The sequence below is a fragment of the Algibacter sp. L3A6 genome (assembly GCF_009796825.1).
In the GTDB taxonomy this organism is placed as follows: Bacteria; Bacteroidota; Bacteroidia; order Flavobacteriales; family Flavobacteriaceae; genus Algibacter.
Genome location: NZ_CP047030.1, coordinates 4,565,565 through 4,585,104 on the forward strand (window position 1 = coordinate 4,565,565; position 19,540 = coordinate 4,585,104).

At 32.7% G+C, this 19,540-nt stretch carries 21 protein-coding genes; 9 read left to right on the forward strand and 12 right to left on the reverse strand.

The genetic code is table 11. The annotated features are described in order from the left end of the window. The first annotated feature begins 36 nt into the window (after positions 1-36). A complete protein-coding gene (locus GQR98_RS18680) occupies positions 37-645 on the forward strand; it encodes a hypothetical protein (protein WP_159020987.1) in 609 nt (202 codons plus the stop codon). A 242-nt stretch (positions 646-887) separates the two neighbouring features. On the opposite strand, the gene GQR98_RS18685 is transcribed toward GQR98_RS18680, so the two are convergent. Continuing rightward, a complete protein-coding gene (locus GQR98_RS18685; protein ID WP_159020988.1) occupies positions 888-1,502 on the reverse strand; it encodes a ricin-type beta-trefoil lectin domain protein in 615 nt (204 codons plus the stop codon). 332 nt (positions 1,503-1,834) lie between these two features. Between GQR98_RS18685 and GQR98_RS18690 the strand changes: the two genes are divergently transcribed. The 7 genes from GQR98_RS18690 to GQR98_RS18720 all read left to right on the forward strand — a co-directional run bounded on the left by GQR98_RS18690 (position 1,835) and on the right by GQR98_RS18720 (position 9,985). After that, on the forward strand, positions 1,835-2,314 hold the full coding sequence (locus GQR98_RS18690) for a hypothetical protein (RefSeq protein WP_159020989.1): 480 nt from the start codon (positions 1,835-1,837) through the stop codon (positions 2,312-2,314). A gap of 106 nt (positions 2,315-2,420) precedes the next feature. Further along, entirely contained in the window at positions 2,421-2,618 is a 198-nt protein-coding gene (locus tag GQR98_RS18695; RefSeq protein ID WP_159020990.1) for a hypothetical protein, read from the forward strand. Between the two features lie 161 nt (positions 2,619-2,779). Further along, entirely contained in the window at positions 2,780-3,256 is a 477-nt protein-coding gene (locus GQR98_RS18700) for an SRPBCC family protein (protein WP_159020991.1), read from the forward strand. A gap of 339 nt (positions 3,257-3,595) precedes the next feature. After that, positions 3,596-5,701, forward strand: coding sequence for a bifunctional aldolase/short-chain dehydrogenase (locus tag GQR98_RS18705; RefSeq protein ID WP_159020992.1), 2,106 nt, complete (start codon positions 3,596-3,598; stop codon positions 5,699-5,701). Between the two features lie 155 nt (positions 5,702-5,856). Beyond that, on the forward strand, positions 5,857-7,137 hold the full coding sequence (locus GQR98_RS18710; RefSeq protein ID WP_159020993.1) for a sugar isomerase: 1,281 nt from the start codon (positions 5,857-5,859) through the stop codon (positions 7,135-7,137). 11 nt (positions 7,138-7,148) lie between these two features. After that, positions 7,149-8,519 carry an FGGY-family carbohydrate kinase gene (locus GQR98_RS18715; protein ID WP_159020994.1) on the forward strand — a complete coding sequence of 457 codons (1,371 nt, stop codon included), beginning with the start codon at positions 7,149-7,151 and terminating at the stop codon, positions 8,517-8,519. Positions 8,520-8,569: 50 nt separating this feature from the next. After that, complete coding sequence (locus GQR98_RS18720) at positions 8,570-9,985, forward strand: purine-cytosine permease family protein (protein ID WP_159020995.1); 1,416 nt, start codon at positions 8,570-8,572, stop codon at positions 9,983-9,985. 95 nt (positions 9,986-10,080) lie between these two features. Here GQR98_RS18720 and GQR98_RS18725 read toward each other — a convergent pair whose 3' ends face one another. The 4 genes from GQR98_RS18725 to pdxH all read right to left on the reverse strand — a co-directional run bounded on the left by GQR98_RS18725 (position 10,081) and on the right by pdxH (position 13,822). Continuing rightward, complete coding sequence (locus GQR98_RS18725) at positions 10,081-10,602, reverse strand: hypothetical protein (RefSeq protein ID WP_159020996.1); 522 nt, start codon at positions 10,600-10,602, stop codon at positions 10,081-10,083. Positions 10,603-10,767: 165 nt separating this feature from the next. Next, positions 10,768-12,003, reverse strand: coding sequence for a glycoside hydrolase family 88 protein (locus GQR98_RS18730; protein WP_159020997.1), 1,236 nt, complete (start codon positions 12,001-12,003; stop codon positions 10,768-10,770). 503 nt (positions 12,004-12,506) lie between these two features. Further along, the gene (locus GQR98_RS18735; RefSeq protein WP_159020998.1) at positions 12,507-13,001 is read right to left on the reverse strand and encodes a CAP domain-containing protein; all 495 of its coding nucleotides are present in this window, start codon (positions 12,999-13,001) and stop codon (positions 12,507-12,509) included. Between the two features lie 173 nt (positions 13,002-13,174). Continuing rightward, positions 13,175-13,822 (reverse strand): pyridoxamine 5'-phosphate oxidase, encoded by a 648-nt coding sequence (pdxH, locus tag GQR98_RS18740; protein ID WP_159020999.1) that lies wholly within the window; start codon positions 13,820-13,822, stop codon positions 13,175-13,177. A gap of 85 nt (positions 13,823-13,907) precedes the next feature. Here pdxH and GQR98_RS18745 point away from each other — a divergent pair, with 85 nt between their 5' ends. Next, the gene (locus GQR98_RS18745; RefSeq protein WP_159021000.1) at positions 13,908-14,324 is read left to right on the forward strand and encodes a hypothetical protein; all 417 of its coding nucleotides are present in this window, start codon (positions 13,908-13,910) and stop codon (positions 14,322-14,324) included. Between the two features lie 18 nt (positions 14,325-14,342). Here GQR98_RS18745 and GQR98_RS18750 read toward each other — a convergent pair whose 3' ends face one another. The 7 genes from GQR98_RS18750 to GQR98_RS18780 all read right to left on the reverse strand — a co-directional run bounded on the left by GQR98_RS18750 (position 14,343) and on the right by GQR98_RS18780 (position 19,433). Then, positions 14,343-15,251 carry a ribonuclease Z gene (locus tag GQR98_RS18750; protein ID WP_159021001.1) on the reverse strand — a complete coding sequence of 303 codons (909 nt, stop codon included), beginning with the start codon at positions 15,249-15,251 and terminating at the stop codon, positions 14,343-14,345. A gap of 5 nt (positions 15,252-15,256) precedes the next feature. After that, on the reverse strand, positions 15,257-15,727 hold the full coding sequence (locus GQR98_RS18755) for a DUF3291 domain-containing protein (RefSeq protein WP_159021002.1): 471 nt from the start codon (positions 15,725-15,727) through the stop codon (positions 15,257-15,259). Position 15,728: 1 nt separating this feature from the next. Next, positions 15,729-16,061, reverse strand: a complete 333-nt coding sequence (locus GQR98_RS18760; protein WP_159021003.1) for a ribonuclease Z — start codon at positions 16,059-16,061, stop codon at positions 15,729-15,731. A 2-nt stretch (positions 16,062-16,063) separates the two neighbouring features. Continuing rightward, the gene (locus tag GQR98_RS18765; RefSeq protein ID WP_159021004.1) at positions 16,064-16,993 is read right to left on the reverse strand and encodes an aspartate carbamoyltransferase catalytic subunit; all 930 of its coding nucleotides are present in this window, start codon (positions 16,991-16,993) and stop codon (positions 16,064-16,066) included. A gap of 79 nt (positions 16,994-17,072) precedes the next feature. After that, positions 17,073-17,612: a bifunctional pyr operon transcriptional regulator/uracil phosphoribosyltransferase PyrR gene (pyrR, locus tag GQR98_RS18770; RefSeq protein WP_159021005.1), complete on the reverse strand. Its 540-nt coding sequence runs from the start codon at positions 17,610-17,612 to the stop codon at positions 17,073-17,075. A 243-nt stretch (positions 17,613-17,855) separates the two neighbouring features. Next, positions 17,856-18,392: a hypothetical protein gene (locus tag GQR98_RS18775; RefSeq protein WP_159021006.1), complete on the reverse strand. Its 537-nt coding sequence runs from the start codon at positions 18,390-18,392 to the stop codon at positions 17,856-17,858. 156 nt (positions 18,393-18,548) lie between these two features. Next, positions 18,549-19,433, reverse strand: coding sequence for a chromosome partitioning protein ParA (locus GQR98_RS18780; RefSeq protein ID WP_159021007.1), 885 nt, complete (start codon positions 19,431-19,433; stop codon positions 18,549-18,551). Positions 19,434-19,540: the final 107 nt, after the last annotated feature.

Consider the following 19,540-nt stretch of genomic DNA (forward strand, 5'->3'; position numbering starts at 1 on the left):
TCTAAATTCAAAATTTCGTAATTTATAAAATATTAAATGAATACTGAAAAACTGATTTACGATAAGGTTGTTGGTTATATGCTTAAAATAATTAAGTCAGGAATTAAAATCAATAAATTTAAAAACAAATTTAACGCGATTAAGCACGGTGACTATGTTTGTTTTATAGAGCTACTGAAAGTTGGTATTCCCCAAGATATAGTAGTAAACAAAATCGGAGAAGGAATTATTCCAACTGAAAAACAACTTGAACAAAAAAATGTTGATTTTCTTTTTTTATTATTAGCTAGTAAATCATTATTGGAATTTTATAAAGAATGCTATTTAGAATATGGAGAAATAATAGACAAAGATTTATCAGATAAAGATTTTGAAAATTTAGCAAATTTTGAAATGGTTCTTAGAATGTTTTATAATAACACATTTGAATATAATGGAAGAATTAACTTAATTGATATAATTGAAAAATATATGAATCATAAAGGAATATCAAAACCTGAAATTGAAAAAATACAAATTGGTAGAACTTTTTTGAATATGGTGAAAGGACATAAAGCAAACTTTGAAAATTATAATCAAGGTTTAATTGCGTTTAATGAATCTTTAAAAATATTAGGAAAATATAAAATTGAATTATTATCATAAAAAGCCTACACCTAACATTGTACAAAAATAATGCGTAAGTTTATTTCTAAATCAAAAGTTAGTGCTTGTTTGCTTGCTTCTGATTTTCCTTCGGAAAATCCTCGCACCCTAACTACGCACTATTCTTATACGTAACCGTTGTATGCCTTTCAAAATCTGTATATCCCAAAATAACCCAACCTTTATAAACTTGAAAAAAATCTCAATAGGATATCCTATTTTCAGTTCATAAACCTCGTTATTTACTCAAGGATCACCCATTGTTTAAATTTTCCTTCTATTTCAGAAGATAGTTCCAAGGTTAGAGAACGAAACATATAGATTCCAGCAGCAGCACTAGTTTCACCTACAGTAAGGCAAAGGGTAGGATCATCTTCTGGAACAAATTCTCCGTTATCTTCGTTATAAATAAATTTCTGATCGGATGAACTCGTATCACTTTCTACAAGTCTTAAGCTCATTCCCTCTGTAGGTCCTCCAGACATTTCTATACAGAAACCAGTAAACTCAACCGAACAAATCTGAAGTGTTTCTTCATTATAAACAAATTGAACATCACCACCGCTTGCCTTACAAGAATGTGCATGTAGTTCTTCATTGAAACCATTACCTCTCGTGTCAATACAATATCCTAGTTGATCTTGTTCATCCAGATTGTCTGCAAGATGAATCACAGGTGAAGGAGTTTGGATAATAGGAGGATTTACAACCGTTGTATCCTCAGGTTCATTTTCCAGAGATGGAACTTCTTTTTCTTGTTTGGAGCAACTCAGGGAAAAAATAATGAAACATAATAAGCTTATATATTTCATTTTATTATTCTTCATTTTTTTGATTTGTTCTTTAATAATTTTCACAAGATGAATTGTTTTGTTAGAATTAATAATTTTATTATTCAAATTTTAGACTCTATTCTAGCTAAAAAGTTTAACGGGTAAGTCAAAAAATGGAGAATTAAAATACATTTGTTTTCATTAGAGACCAAAAGCGGTATACAATAATGTATAAAAAACATAGGGTAATTTCGTTGAATTTTAACATTAAATATACCTAGAAAATCCACTAATAATAAAATGGGGCTTTTAAGTAAAAAATAAAAGCAAAATATTTATATTTAGCTAAGTTATAAAACGAAACGATAGTGCTCATCACCTGCCCTACGTTTCTTATGCTAAACGTTAACGAACATTTGAAAAAACATGTCCTAATATTATTTCTAATTATACTTTCAGCTTGTAAACAGGTAAGTATAATTGAAAATCCAAACGGAATTTGGACTGAACCCGAATTGATGGAATTGAATTCTATTGTTTCTGAATTTGATAAAATCTTAACGACTAAACACAAAACAAATTCCAAAAAAAAAGCATATTTGGAATATCAAAAAGACATCTTCCAAAACCAAATTGTACCGAATTTAAACGGAATCGAAAAATTGAGTTCTGATATAAACAAGTATGTGGTTTTTGACAAAATTTGGTGGAAAAATACGGATTCGAATACTGAACATTTTAATTTAAAAACTAATAGTAATTACATAAAGTATTTAACCAGAATTGGAAAGCAATCTGATTTTATAAATAATTATGCTGACCAACTAAATCAAGCAAGTGACTTACAACCTTCATTGATTTCTGGATTTACCAAAAACATTGAAACAATGATCTGAATGACAAAAATAATCGTCTGATTTTCGAAATAGATTATCTGACCTTAATAAACCGATAAACAAAAACCGTAGATAACACTGCATAAACATTGACAATAACATAAAAATGACGCTCAAAACAATAAACGAAAAAGCAAATAAAACAATTGGAATTGAAGGAATGACTGTCAATGAAAGACTTTATGTTTCAGGGTTAATGGATGTTTTTGACCGAGCAAAAAAAAATGATATAGAATTAGCCAAGACAATTCTTAAAGCACTTAAAGTTGACTTAAAATCAATAGAAAAAATCGTTAAAGGATGAAATACATCTTTTCTATAAAAAGAAGCATTAACAAAATCTAAAATTGAATAATTCAAAAAGTAAATTAAAAAAAATAATTGTGGTTTTATTCCACTTCATAAATACCTAGCTCACAAAACTCAACTATTTTTACATCTAACGTTACCCAACACTCCTCCAAAATGCCAAAAATCAAACTTCAAACAAAGATAAAAGCTACTAGAAACATAGTATTTGATCTCTCGCGAAGTATCGATTTACACAAAATTTCAACGGAACACACAAACGAAGAAGCCATCGCAGGAAAAACGAGTGGATTAATAGGAATGAACGAAAGCGTAACGTGGAGAGCAAAACACTTTGGTGTTTATCAAAACTTGACTTCCAAAATCACCGAGTACAACCGACCAAAATACTTTACAGACCAAATGGTAAAAGGGGCTTTCAAAGAATTTAAACACGAACATCACTTTGAGGAATTGAATGATGAGACTTTAATGACAGACCTTTTTTATTACAAATCCCCTTTTGGAATGCTAGGTGAAATAGCTGATAAGTTGTTCCTCAAAAAATATATGATTGAATTACTCACTGAACGAAATCGCATTGTAAAGCAGTTTGCGGAATCTGAAAGGTGGAAAGAAATAATATCTAAATAAATCATGCAAGTAATAATATTAGGTTTAGTGATTAATCAAAAATTTGGCTGATTTCCGTACAAAAAATCGTCCTTTACTTCTCTACCTCCTTTAACAAACACCTTCCACACATTCTTTACTTTCATTATTTGAACAACCTATTGCTCCTAAAAACCTTTACTCTCCGTTTTTAATAAAAACAAAACCTCTTTTAAATTAGTTAACATTCAACTTATTAAAAAGAATAATACGGGTTTGAATTACAGAAACTTCAATGTTTTTACTAAATTACAGTACAGTACAGGATAGACTCAGATTACTAATTCTATAAATTTGTCTAGTAACTTTACAATAACAAACATGAGCATACTTACAAAAAAATTTAAACACGTAGATTATTTATGGGATGATGCTAAAGCTTCTGCTTTAGGAGACGACCAAGTAGCCTTATTTCTATATCGGTCTAATATTTTAGGAGCCGACCTAAGAATTACAAATTACGGTGGTGGTAACACTAGCTGTAAAACCATGGAAAAAGACCCATTAACAAATGAAGAGGTTGAAGTAATGTGGGTAAAAGGTTCTGGTGGCGATATTGGAACTTTAACACGCTCAGGAATTGCAGGTTTATATACCGAAAGATTACGCGATTTAAAAAATGTTTACGGCGGTTTAGAAGATGAAGATAGAATGGTGGGGTTATTTAACCACTGTATCTACGATTTAGATAGTAAAGCTCCATCTATTGATACGCCGCTTCACGGTTTATTACCATTTGCTCATATTGATCACTTACACCCAGATGCACTTATTGCTGTTGCCGCGGCTCAGGATAGTGAAAAAGTTACCAAAGAAATTTGGGGAGACACTATGGGTTGGGTGCCATGGCAAAAACCAGGATTCGATTTAGGGTTACAGTTAGAAAAATGCTTAGCCGATAATCCTGGAATTAGAGGTATTGTTTTAGGTTCTCATGGTTTATTTACTTGGGGAGACACATCATACAAATCTTATATCAATAGTTTAGAAGTTATCGAAATGGCTTCGGAATATATTGAGAAGAAAATGGAAGAAAAAGGTTCTATTTTTGGAGGTCAAAAAGTAGAAAGCTTACCAAAAGAAGAACGTTTTGAAAAAGCAGTGCAAATCATGCCTTTATTAAGAGGTTTATGCGCTTCGGAAAATAGAATGATTGGACATTTCTCTGATAACGATGTGGTTATGGAGTACATAAACAGTAACGATTTGGAACGCTTGGCACCTATGGGAACCTCTTGTCCAGATCACTTTTTAAGAACCAAAATTCAGCCTTTAGTATTAAAATTAGATAAAAACGAAGATTTATCTGATGTTGATGCCATTTTAAAGAAATTAGAACCTGCTTTTGAAGCTTACAGACAAGAATATGTAGATTACTATAATACTTGTAAAAAAGATAATAGTCCTGCCATTCGTGATGCAAACCCAGTAATTATTATTTATCCTGGTGTTGGTATGTTTAGTTTTGCAAAAAATAAGCAAACTACACGTGTTGCTAGTGAGTTTTATATAAATGCTATTAACGTAATGCGTGGTGCAGAAGCTATTACAGCTTATACATCTTTACCAAGACAAGAAGCTTTTGATATTGAATATTGGTTGCTAGAAGAAGCCAAATTACAACGTATGCCAAAAGAGCAACCTTTATCTAGAAAAGTAGCCTTAGTTACTGGTGCTGGTGGTGGTATTGGCAAAGCTATTGCAGATAAATTAGCTGCAGAAGGAGCCAATGTTGTACTTACAGATATTAACGAAGAAAGCTTAATTACAGCGCATTCTACATACAAAAGAGATGCATCGACTTATGCTATTTGCGATGTAACTAATACAGAATCTATTGCATCTGCTTACAAAAAAGCAGTTATTGAGTTTGGTGGTGTAGATATCGTGGTGCATAGCGCCGGTTTAGCAATTTCTAAAGCTTTAGAAGATACAACAGATAAAGATTGGAACATTCTACAAAACGTTTTAGTGAAAGGTCAATTCGACCTAGCACAACAAGCTACTGAGATAATGCGTAAACAAGCCCTTGGTGGAGATTACATTGCTATTGCAAGTAAAAACGGTTTAGTTGCTGGCCCAAATAATGTAGCATATGGTACTGCAAAAGCAGCACAACAACACATGGTGCGTTTATTAGCTGCCGAATTAGGAAAAGATAAAATTAGAGTAAACACCGTAAACCCAGATGGTGTTATTGTGGGTAGTAAAATTTGGGAAGGTGCTTGGGCCGCAGGTCGAGCTAAAGCCAATGGTATTACTGTAGAGGAGCTTCCTGCTTTTTATGCAAAAAGAAATTTATTAAATGAAATAATAACTCCCGCAGACATTGCTAACGGTGTATTCTCTTTAGTTGCAATACTTGATAAATCTACAGGAAATATTATAAACGTTGACGGAGGCATGGCTAATGCTTTTGTAAGATAAAAACTATTTGAGTTAGTTTTAGTGTTAGCTTCCATAGCATATTAAATTATATATGGAAGCTTTTTAAACAGCACCACTTTAAACACTGCCCCTATTAAACTAACTAAAATATAAATACTTCCAATGACCACAACTAAACCAAAGAAATAAGAATTATGAAAATAGAACAAAATCATATTCAAGACACCAACAAAAAAGACTTAACATCGCACCAAGAGCATTTCGATTTTTTATCGAATAGCTTAACAAAAAAAGGTGTAGATGTCAATAAAATTATATCAAAACTACAAGACTTTCAGGTTGCTATCCCTAGTTGGGCATTAGGAGCTGGAGGAACTCGTTTCGGACGTTTTTCATTCTATGGAGAGCCTTCTAGCTTAGAACAAAAAATTCAAGATGTAGGTGTTTTACATACACTTACACAAACTGCTGGAGCGGTATCATTACATATTCCTTGGGATATTCCTCAAGATTATAATGCGATAAAAGAAATAGCGTCAGGGTTAGATATTAAATTCGATGCTGTTAATTCTAATACCTTTCAAGATCAAGCAAACGCCAAAGAAAGTTACAAATACGGCTCTCTAAGTAACGTTAGCCAAGCTGTAAGGCAACAAGCTATTCAACATAACTTAGATGTTATAAATATAGGAAACAAATTAGGTTCAAAAAGTTTAACTGTATGGTTGGCGGACGGCTCTTGCTTTCCAGGACAAACTAACTTTCAAACAGCACTTCAAAATACAGAAAGCAGTTTAAAAGAAATTTACAAAGGCCTTCCTACAGATTGGAGTATGCTTATTGAATATAAGCCTTACGAACCTAACTTTTACAGTACGGTAATTCAAGATTGGGGAACCTCATTCATGCTTGCTAATGCCTGTGGAGAAAAAGCGTTTTCACTTGTCGATTTAGGTCATCACCTACCTAACAGCAATATCGAACAAATTGTATCGATATTAATGTCGAAAGCAAAACTGGGTGGTTTTCATTTTAATGACAGCAAATATGGAGATGATGATTTAACCGTTGGAAGTATTAAACCTTATGCCCTATTCTTAATTTTTAATGAATTGGTTTATGGTATGGAAAACAATCCTGAAAATCCAGATTTAGCTTGGATGATTGATGCTAGCCACAACATAAAAGACCCGTTAGAAGATTTAATTCAATCTCTAGAAGCTATACAAGAAGCTTACGCCAAAGCACTTTTAATAGATCAAAATGAATTAAAACAAGCACAACTAAATCACGATGTGGTAAAATGCCAAGAAATTCTACAAAACGCTTATAGAACAGATGTTCGTCCGTTACTAGAAAAAGCAAGACTAGAACGTGGCGGCGCATTAAGCCCTATAAATGCTTACCGTGCTTTAGATGTTAGAAATGAACTTATAAAAGAACGTGGTAGAAATACAGTTGCTACAGGACTATAATTTATTTTAAAATGATAAATGTAACTGCCGTATTCGACATAGGAAAAACCAATAAAAAATTCTTTCTTTTTGATAGTGATTACAAAGAAGTTTATAAGGAATACATAAGCTTTGATGAAATTCAAGATGAAGATGGACATCCTACCGAGAACCTAAAAGCGCTTCAAGAATGGCTAAAAAAAGTGTTTCAAAACATTCTTGAAGCTTCAGAATATAATATTCAAGCTATAAATTTTTCAACTTATGGTGCCAGCTTTGTGCACCTAGATGAAAATGGTGAAGTGCTTACTCCACTATATAATTACACCAAGCAAATTGACAAAAGTATTGTTAACGAATTTGTTGAAAAATATGGTCCTAGAGAAGATTTTTTAAAAACAACTGGTTGTTTTGATTTAAGTCTTTTAAATTCTGGTTTACAGCTTTATTGGATAAAACATACCAAACCCGAAATATTCAAAAAAATAAAATACTCGCTACATTTACCGCAGTATCTCAGTTTTATTTTTACAGGAATAGCCTTAAGCGAATACACCAGTATTGGCTGCCACACAGGGCTTTGGGATTACACAAAAAAAGATTATCACAGTTGGGTTTACAAAGAAGAACTTCATAAAATTTTACCAATTATTGTTTCTACAGAAACGAGTATTAACATGAATTACAACGGGAAACGTATTAAAATTGGTGTGGGTATTCACGATAGTTCGTCGGCTTTATTGCCTTATGTGCGTAGTGTAAAAAAGAAGTTTGTATTAGTATCCACAGGAACTTGGAGCATTACTTTAAACCCATTTACAGATCATCCTATTGTTGAAGATTCCGATGCTGAAGACTCTATTAATTACATGCGAATCAATGGAAAACCAGTAAAAGCAACACGTTTATTTTTAGGTAACGAGTATAAAATTCAAATAGAAAAACTTAGTAAACGGTTTGGTGTGGATGAAGATTATCATCGTCATGTAAAGTTTGACTATGATATCTATTCTGAAATATTACACGATTTTAAACACATGTTTACATGGGAAGGGTTAATTGATCAAGATATGCCAAAGGAAACTCATATAACCTACGATAAGTTTGAATATGCCTATCATCAATTAATGACGGAACTTGTTCTGCTTCAAATAAAAAGTATAAAAGATGTTATTGGTAATGATGATGTTAAACGCCTTTATATTGATGGAGGTTTTAGTGATAACGACCTTTTTGTAAAATTACTATCACATTATTGTAGAGACATGAAGTTACGTACCACCGATTCGTCTTTAGGGTCTGCATTAGGTGCAGCCATTTCTATTTCAGATAAAAAATTAAATTCTAAATTTTTGCGTAAAAATTACTCACTAAAAAAACATGTACCCTTTATAATTAAATAGCACATACTAAATTACTAGACGGAACTAACCACTCTATAAACCTAAACTAAATGAGCCAAATAAGTATAGAACAAGATGCAATTGAAGATATTGCAGGAGGAGAATTTGAAAGAACTCCAGTACCAAAATCCAAATTAAAAGGATGGAAGAGTTTTATTGGTATGTATGCCGGAGAACATGCTGCCGGAACTGAGTTTATGATTGGCCCCTTGTTTTTAACAGCAGGTGTAAGTGCTTTCGATTTAATTATTGGTTTGCTATTAGGAAATCTATTAGCTGTTTTAAGTTGGCGGTTTTTAACTGCAGAAATAGCAATTAAAAACAGATTGACTTTATACTTTCAGTTAGAAAAAATATGTGGTAAAAAATTAGTTACAGGTTATAACTTAGCTAACGGTATTTTATTCTGCTTTTTAGCAGGGTCTATGATAACGGTATCTGCTACAGCAGTAGGCATACCGTTTAACATGCCTATGCCAAAACTAACAGACACGATGCCTAACGGTTTTACTTGGATTATTATCGTAATAATTATTGGAGCCGTAATATCTATAATTGCAGCACGTGGTTACGATATGGTTACCAAAGCTGCTAATTTAATGTCGCCAATAATTGTAATCGCTTTTTTAGCTTGTGGCATAGTAGCTCTTAATCAATTGGGCGTAGCTAGTTTTAGTGATTTTTGGAATATTTGGGGTGAAGGCTCAGAGCCCTTTCCGGGGCAAATAAAATTCACGTTTTGGCATGTTGTAATTTGGTCTTGGTTTGCTAATGGCGCCATGCATATTGGTATGTCGGATTTATCAGTTTTTAGATTTGCAAAAAAGGCTAAAGCAGGCTGGGCAACAGCAGCAGGTATGTACGTAGGTCATTATATGGCATGGATTGCGGCTGCATTATTATATGCCGTTTACTTAAAATCTCCCGAAGCACTAACTTTTTTAAGCAATGGTGATGCTCCTCCTGTAGCACCAGGGCCTCTAGCTTATAATGCTATAGGTGTTTTCGGTATTATAGCAGTTGTTTTAGCAGGTTGGACCACTGCAAACCCAACAATATATAGAGCTGGCTTAGCGTTTCAGGCTATTTTACCAAAACTATCTACAGCAAAGGTTACCCTTTTAGCGGGAGCTATAGCAACTGTAGCAGGGCTTTTCCCAGCATTTGCCATGAAACTTTTAAGTTTTGTTGCACTTTACGGTTTTATTTTAGCGCCTTTTGGAGCTATTATTGTATTTGAACACTTTTTTCATAAAAAAGTCGGCATCATTAAAAACTATGCTGAAGTGGCTAACTTATCGTTCAATAAATCGGTGTTTTGGGCTTGGGCTATTAGCTTTGGTGTTTTCTACTTTATTTCCATTCAGTTTGATGTGTTTTTATCTTTTGTAACACTACCTGCTTGGATTTTATGCGGTGTACTCTTTTTAGTTTTTAGTAAGAAATTCCAAAAACAGAGTAAATAATTAAATTTAAAACATAAAAAACGGGTTGAAAAAATTTATTGCTTTTTCAACCCGTTTTTATTTTATCTTATTACTAAGTGAAATGATAATAATCTCTAAATTCCTTCAATATGTATTATTCTAATACCATTAAAACAATCGTCTGTGCAATTATCTGGAGTATAACCACAAACTGATATTAATCCTTTATTCTCTGTTTCAAAGTAAGTTTTAGCATTTTTTCTTTTAACCAACCATTCATTTTCAGCTTTATTGTAGATAGCATCTAAGGTTAAAGCCTGAGCTCCTGAGGTATGACTTCCAACTTCTACTCCATTTTCTATCCACTCTAATTCCTCTTCAGATAAATTAACATCTAAACCTTCTGGTATAAAATATTTAAAATGTCTTTGAGTAACCTCACCATTAATTACTGTTATTGTCGTTTCATTAGACCATCCCACCCAAGAACCATTTTGTACAGTATATGTGTATGAGTTATTAGTCTCTATTTTGAAAGTATCTAAAGCTTCAAGACTATTTTCAAAACTGTTTTGATAAGATATGTCGTCCGATTCGCAAGACAGACATAAACTTCCAATAAAAACTAAGGCAATAAGGTAAATTTTGTATTTCATAATCTTGAGCTTTTCCCGAAGATGCAACTATTAGCAATTGGTTGCGTGATATCGAAGGTAGTATTTTCAATAATGAAAAAAGAAAAGTCTTTTGTTTCAAGAAAATAATTGAAGACATAAAAAAGAGGTTATCATTTCTTATAAAATAATAACCTCTTTTGTAATTTATATTTTGTGCAAAGCTGCTAAAACAGGAATACCTTCGTTCAGTTTTTTAAGTCTTAATAAGGCTTCAACGTAATAGTAATCGGCATAAACAATTGAATAATCAATCTCTGATCCTGCCGGTGCATGACCTGTAGAATGCAATAAACATGCGGTATTTATATCTTTACTTTGGTAGTTTTTAGAAAGTTCTATTAACATACCTTCGCCTTTGTTTCTATATTCTTTAGCTAAATTTTCATCTTTAGTAAGCGTTGATAGCTCTAACAACGCAGAAGCTACTACAGCGGCCGCAGAAGCGTCTCTAGTGGTATTTGGAATATCTGGAGCATCAAAGTCCCAATATGGTATTAAATCTTCTGGTAAACGATCTAAATACACCTGAGTTACTTTTTGTGCAAAATCTAAATATTTAGGATCTTTAGTTTCTCTATAAACCATAGTATAACCATAAATAGCCCACGATTGTCCACGTGCCCACATACTACTATCGCTATAACCTTGGTGTGTTACACCTTTAATTTTTTCTCCTGTATCTTTATCATAAACAACCACGTGGTATGATGTATAATCTGGTCTAAAATGATTTTCCATAGTAACATCGGCATGGCTAACAGCCATATCATACAATGCTCTATTATCGCCATTTTTAGATGCCCAAAACAACAACTCTAAATTGATCATGTTGTCCATAATAGTGTTGTGCTGTGGCCATTCCATATTTGGCACATCTCTAGGCCAAGATAAAATAGTACCAACATTAGGATTAAATAATGTGGCTAAAGTATCGGCTGTTTTTAAAATAACATCTTTATAATCTGGATTTTTAGTTAAGCGGTAACCATTTCCAAAACTATTATAGACCTGAAAACCTAAATCGTGATCTAAGGCAGGAGTTACAGATAATGGTCTAAGATATTCTGTGAATTTATCGGCAGATGCTTCCCATGCTTGTTCATTATTAAACTCATATAAATACCAAAGTTCACCTGGCCAAAAGCCACTAGTCCAATCTTTATAATCTACATAACGCCACTCTTTACTGTCTGGAGCTATATTTCTAGGAATATCTCCTTCGGCTGGAACTAATTTTAAAGCATTAGCAGTTTGCTCAACACAATACGCTAATTGCGCATCAACATCAAAACTTGCTTCTACTGCAACTTCACTTTTCTTTTTACCACAGTTTACCATTAGGAGTGTTACAACAAATGCGCCTAAAATTTGTAATTTCATATGCCTCATATTTAATATCTATAATCTTTTCTAATTCTATTTCTTAGGTTTGAGTAATTGAATTATGAGTATTAAATCATAATTACAAATCGCTTCCTTATTGAATTCAATATTAGTGAGAATTAAGATTTAACATCATAAATTATAGCGCAATTAGTATAAATTATGGTCATATTTTGACCGAAAGTGCCGTAAAGCCTACAAATTTCAAAATACTCGTAAAAAAACCTATTATTTTTTAATAACTTAAGTTGAGTTATAATTAAACAAAATAATAAGAATAAACAGGAAGATTTAAGATGTCTAAATAGACGAAAACATGTTCAATATGCAATGTGTTTAATTTGAATTTTATACACAAAAAAAATCCCCTGATTTTCATCAGAGGATTTTTATACTTTAAACTAGATAACAACACTTCAAATTGTTATTAACTTACCTGTTTAACTCATTATGGCTATTAATTAGTAAATAAATAGGTATGCTCTAGTAACGTAGTTACTTTATTTTTTAATAAAGATATTAGTGTAATACCATCTACCTTCTTCATTTTGTTCTGCTGATATATCAAAGTTTGTAAAATCACCTTCAATATTTTTACGGTGTCCATCACTTGCTAACCAAGCTTTCACTAAAGTTTGAGCTGAGCTGTAACCGTAAGCCACATTTTCTGAAACCCTTGCAGCTCCCGTATGAGATTTTAAATACTCACTTCTCTTAAAAAAGTTATCGTGAGAGATTTCATTATTTTCTAACATATAATCTGTGTGGCTATAAGCTACAGATTTCACAATATTCATATCACTTAAAGTATTTAAACCTTGAGACATTCTATAATCGTTAATTAATTCTAAAGTTTCTACCTCAATAGTTTTGGCTTGGATAGTAGTTTCTTCAATTTGAATTTGTTCTGTACCATCATCCACACTTTCAGTAGAACAGGAAAAAGAAAACATAGCTATCAGAGCTATTAACGGAAATTTTAGAAGTGATTTCATAAGTAGGTATTTTTTGAATTATTGCTTTGGGTTCAACAAAGATATTCGCCTACTTAAAAGAAAGTGTTAAAGAAATGTTAAAATCGACCAACAACATGCATTTCATCGATTTTAATTGCTTTTAATCGTTGAAATACACGTTTTAAAAATTAAAAATGTATTTCAACGTTATTTTATGAAGATAAACGGTTTATCAACCAGCTATAATCTTTTTGAAGTTGATACCTAATTCTATCATGTAATCTATTAGGTCGACCTTGCCAAAACTCTATTTCAACTGGCTTTACAATATAGCCACCCCAATATTTTGGTCTTAAAATGGGTTTACCCTCATATTCTTTTTCTAATTCCGACAGTTTAGTCTCAAGATACTCACGATTTGGGATTACTTCACTTTGGTTAGAAACTAATGCACCTAACTGACTGCCAACAGGTCGAGACTCAAAATAACCATCGCTCATATTCTCAGCAATTTTTTCTGCACGTCCTTTTATAATAATTTGTCGTTCTGCTCCATGCCAAAAAAAGGATAAGCAAACATTAGGGTTCGCTGCTATAGCTTTTCCTTTTTCACTTTCATAATTAGTATAAAAAATAAATCCTTCGTAGGTGTAGCGCTTTAAAAGCACCACTCTGTTTTTTGGAAAACCATCTAACCCTAAAGTTGAAACCGTCATCGCATTTGTTTCATCTTCAGCAAAGTGTAAATCTACTTCATGAAACCACTTTTGAAATAATTCTAACGGGTTTTCTGGTACTTCTTCTAAAAGCAATTCACCTTTATCATAAGATTTTCTATAGTTACTTAAGTCCTTTTCCATAGGTACAAATTAACAAAAAAAAAAGATTCTATAAATTTTTATTAAGTACGAATTTTCATATATTTAAAGTGTTAAATAATTACAGATGCAATTTAAAACCTCAAAATACTTTAATAGTATGACGCATAAGGAAATTGAACTTCCCTTCGGAACATACTATTTCTGTAACAACATTGTAATTTCAGAATTAAATGAAGGCGTACATTTTGATTGGGATAAATGCTCTGTCACAATTAATACAATCTTAGAGTTTTATGGTAAAGATGCAAAAGTTGGGTTTATCTCAAATAGAATAAACAATTACTCTGTAGACCCTAACAATTGGGTGAGAGCTCATACCGAATATAACTTTATGGTTGCAAGCGCCATAATAACTTACCAAAACTCGAGCTATAAAGTAGCTACCCTAGAAAAATACTTTTCACAAAAAAAACTAAAACGCTGCTTATCCTTAGAAGAAGCCATATGCTGGCTACAAAAATTTAAGAAGCTAAAAGTGTAACAGAAATAATGGCAACCATTAACTAAAATCAAACACCTTACCGTCTCCGCTTAGCTTTACATTATCAAAAACCTCCTCGGCTTCCGTTTTAAAGCCTTCCAAACCGCCATAACGTGTAGAAAAATGCCCCAAAACTAAAGTGCCCACATTGGCTTGCTTAGCAATGCTAGCAGCTTCTTTAGCTGTAGAATGTTTAGTTTTTGGTCCTAAATGTGCATGTTTTTCTAAAAATGTCGATTCATGATATAATACATCTACATCTTTTATAATGGGTACAATATCTTCCTTATAGACTGTATCACTGCAAAAGGCGTAACTTTTAGGTTTTTCAGCATCACTTGTAACGCTTTCATTTCTAATTAAAACACCATCTTCGTTCTCAACATCAAAACCTTGTTTTAACTTTCTATAGTAAGCTACATTTATATTGGCTTCTTCTGCTAAATCTACATCTAATTTACGCTCACCTTCCTTTTCCTTAAACAAATAACCGTTAGTATATATACGATGCTCTAAAGGAATGGTGTGTACCTCAACCACATCATCTTCATATACCAGTTGAGATTGCTTAGAAGATAACTCATGGAAATACAAGTTGTAATTAGTCCAAGAATCGGCCAATTTCATTTGTAGTATTACAATTTCTTTGATGCCTTTTGGACCATAAACATGCAAATCGGCTTCTCTTTTCAACAATCTAAAGGTTGAAATTAAACCTACTAACCCAAAAAAGTGATCGCCATGTAAATGTGAAATAAACACATGCTTAATTCTATTGAATTTAATTTTATGTCTACGTAAATGTACCTGTGTACCTTCTCCACAATCAATTAGAAACATATGATTATTAATTTCTAAAACCTGAGATGTAGTATTGGTTAAAGCTCTTGGAGTAGCGCTATAACAGCCTAAAATAGTGAGCTTCATAAATTTTAATTTAGTGTTTTGTATTGTAAGGCATCGGCTGCTGTAAACTTACTTTTAAAAGAAAAAGCATAAGGAGTTTCGCCGTGTACATTTAAATAATCTAATCTATCTTTAGCATCCTGAAACGTTGGTATATAACCTTCTGGTACGTACCAAAACGCAAGATGCATCATTTTAATTTTGCTAAACCATTCTTTTTTACGCTTAAAAACTTCAATATGGTCAGAATTGTAAGTGTAATTAAAAAGGGCTTCTCTACTTTCCCAAACCGATATATTAATAATTAAAGTATCATCTTTAAAAACTAAAACAGCAGCATCTTTATCCTCATCTTTTAAACGCCAAACAAAACCTTCGCTTTTATCGGCAATGGCATTCATTTTATCCACATTATTTATAAAACCTTGCATAATGGGATCGCTAAGTGGTGCCAAACATTTGGCAATATTTACTTGGGCTAAATAGAGTGTACTCATTTTACAAACCTAAGTCGCGTTCCATAACCTCCATTTCGATAAGGTCGTGAGCTTCTTGTAAGGTAGGCACAATAGCTAAATCTTCTGGAGCTTCGTCTAAATCTATTTTACTAGATACAATAACGAAAGAATGTTTAGCAGCACGATGTGTATTAGAAATTTGTAAAAACTCTACAACCTCATCCGTACTTATAGCATCTAAAGATGTTAAAGCAACAATAATATTATTGTTTTTAAACTTAGGATATAAAGCTTGTATTTTTTTTATCAATTCTATACTCGTAGCTTTCTCTTGAGTAATAATAGATGTATTTTCTTTTTGATCAATAATCATAACTATTGTTTTATTTTAGATGCCAATAAATAAATTACCGCCATACGTACGGCAACGCCATTTTGCACCTGATCTAGAATTATAGCCTGATCAGAATCGGCAACATCGCTCGTAATCTCTACGCCACGGTTTATTGGTCCGGGATGCATAATGGTAATTTCTTTATCCAGCGAATTTAGCAAATCTTTTGTAACTCCAAATTGTTGCGTATATTCTCGTGTTGATGGAAAATAACTAATATCCATACGTTCGTTTTGTACACGTAGCATATTAGCAACATCGCACCAATTTAAAGCTTTCCTCAAATCGGTTTCTACCTTTACCCCTAATTTATCAATATATTTTGGTAATAAAGTTTTTGGTCCGCAAACCATAACCTCAGCACCTTGTAATTGCAATGCAAATATGTTAGACAGCGCTACTCTACTATGCAGAATATCTCCAACAATAACCACTTTTTTCCCTTTAACACCGCCTAATTTCTCTCTAATAGAATACGAATCTAACAAGGCTTGCGTTGGGTGCTCATGTGCACCATCTCCAGCATTTATAATACTTGCCTTAACATGTTTAGATAAAAACACACCAGCACCAGGGTTTGGGTGCCGCATTACAACCATATCCACTTTCATGGATAAAATATTGTTTACCGTATCAATTAAAGTTTCTCCTTTTTTAACAGAAGATTGTGCCGAAGAAAAATTTAACACATCGGCCGACAAACGTTTCTCTGCCAACTCGAACGATAATTTTGTTCTCGTAGAATTTTCGAAAAATAAATTGGCAATGGTAATATCACGCAGCGAAGGCACCTTTTTAATCGGTCGGTTTATCACTTCTTTAAAATGATCGGCCGTTTCAAAAATAAGTTGAATATCCTGTTTGTTCAGGTATTTAATACCTAATAAGTGGTTTACACTTAATTCGCTCATGATTTTAATATTCAGTTGGCCCCAATAGTTGCCAGTTGTTCAAATTGTATATTACCTAGCTTCTTTTAAAACTTAAAAACTATTTTTCAATTAAATAAACTGCGTCTTCACCATCTTGCTCCGTCCAGTTTACTTTCACTTTTTCGTTGTTAATAACATCTACCTGGCGGCCACGGTAATCGGGCTGTATCGGTAAATGTCTACTAAAACGTCTATCAATAAGTGTTAAAAGCTCAATTTCTTGCGGTCTCCCAAACGACTGTATAGCTGTTAAAGCCGAACGAATACTACGTCCAGTGTATAAAACATCGTCCACAAAAACTACATTTTTATCTTCAACTAAAAAATTAATTTTAGTAGCATTGGCTTCCAACGGTTTATCGCTACGTCTAAAATCGTCACGATAAAAGGTAATATCCAATTGCCCTAATTTAATATCTTTAATTTTATAATCTTCGGTTAAAATTTTGGCCAATCGGCTCGCTAAAAACACACCACGTGGTTGCAAACCAATTAAAACGGTATTCGAAAAATCGTGATGTCGTTCAATAAGCTGGCAAGCCAATCTGTGAAGAATGATATTTATGGCTTTAGCGTTAAGTAAAACTTTTTGACTCATATGGTGTTCCAAACGTATTTGGTAAACAAAGGTAATGCAAAAAAAGATAAGTAGAAACTCTAGTCAATAACTTTATTTTGGGCGCAACCCTATCGGGTCGGGCTATACGTTGCAAGTCCTCGTAAGCCCGATTCTCATCGGGCTTACTGTGGGCTTTACACTGCTATCCCTTGCGCATAGCTCGCAGCGGTAGTTCTATAAAGTAAAGAGCCATTTAAACCACCACAACTACTTGTAATAATATTATAATCCAAATATTTTAGCATCTACAAAAAATGTAGAATTCACATCAATATTATGGTCTTCAGAAATTAATTCATCCGTTACAGCTTCTACTCTAAGCGTATAAGCATCACTTTTAATATACACCTTTAAATCTTCGTTAGTTGTTTCCAGCATAAGGCTCTTTTCTGCATTTTCCGGTACCTCTTCCATCCAAGCAATTAGCATTTCCTCTTCATCTTCCGCAGAAATATAAATATTAATAGAATTCAAGAAATTAAAATCGCCCTCTTCTGGTGAGATCAACTTCAATTCCATATCAGTAAGACTAATAGACTCTATTAAATCTTTTTTGGTATTGTTATTCTCAAAAGTAGATTCCGAGTTCGTAGTAACCTCTGGAGTTTCCATGAAAAAAGGCACATCTACGATAGTGGTCGATTGTATAACAACAGATTCGGTGTAATTAATTTCAAATTTGGTTAATTCATCTAGCGCATCACAACCAACAATTAAGGTTAATAGAAATGCACTTGCAATTAATTTAATAGTTTTCATAAGTTATTTTTTGGGGTTTGTTTTTAATTTAAGTTTTCAAATATAAGACAAAACGACAAATAAATCGGTTTAAATGCAAAAACAGTGGTTTTTAAAATAAAAAAAACTCAAGTTTAAAAAACTTGAGTTTCAGCTATTAAGTGTTAATTAATGAGTCTATTTAAGCCTAAACTCAGAGCTTGATACTAAATCTTTATCGTTGTAAACATTAACAACATAACGTCCTTTTTCAAACTTCTCTTTACCTTCAGATGCTACAAATTCGCAAACATTAAGGCTTATGTTTTCATAATTAAATTTACTAATCATACTGTAGTTTACAATAGTTTCATCAAACTGTACTTGCTCGTTTAAGCCTAACGTACGGTTTAATGGGTCTACAACTTGTACATACAATTCTTGATCTCCACTTTGTACTAAAGCATTTTTAGGAACTGTAAAGCAAACTCTAATTTTATCTGTACGGCTAGCACGTTCTGTTGGAATTAATTTTCCAGAAGCACGCTCTATAACGCCAAAACCTTTTAAACCTACTGCACCTAAAACAGAGGCATTGTTAACTACTTCGGCTAATGCAGTATTTTGTATCAATAAAGAATCTGTAAAAATAGTACGCTCTTCTAAACGCACTCTAGTGCTATCTAAAGATGTTGCTAAATACGAGTTCTCTACACGTAAAGAATCATTTTGTGCTAATAAGGCATCCATTTCTTTTTGTAACGATGCATATTTTTGTTTGTATCTCCACAAACTTTTTACGTTAGTTTCAGAAATTTGTAAAGAATCTATTAATCCTTGAATTCTACCACGAGCATCAATTAAATTTTTGTTCGAAATTTGATTTTCACTAATCGCCTCATCATATTGTTTAGCCATTGTGTTAAGATCGTTCATTACCAAACGTTTTTGTTCGGTTAACTCCTGCTCTACCTCGTTACTTTTCTTATTAAGGTTCATGGCGTAAAAACCAGTTGCCAAAAATAAAACCAATGCAATCCCTAAAGCCACTTTAAGCCCTGTACTGTTGTTAGAATTTTCCATATATTTTATAATTTTAAAATTTAGTTGTAATACTAAATGTACTGTCGACATTTGTTCTATATACGCACCACATATTATTTTGGATCGAATACCCTCTTAAAAAAAAT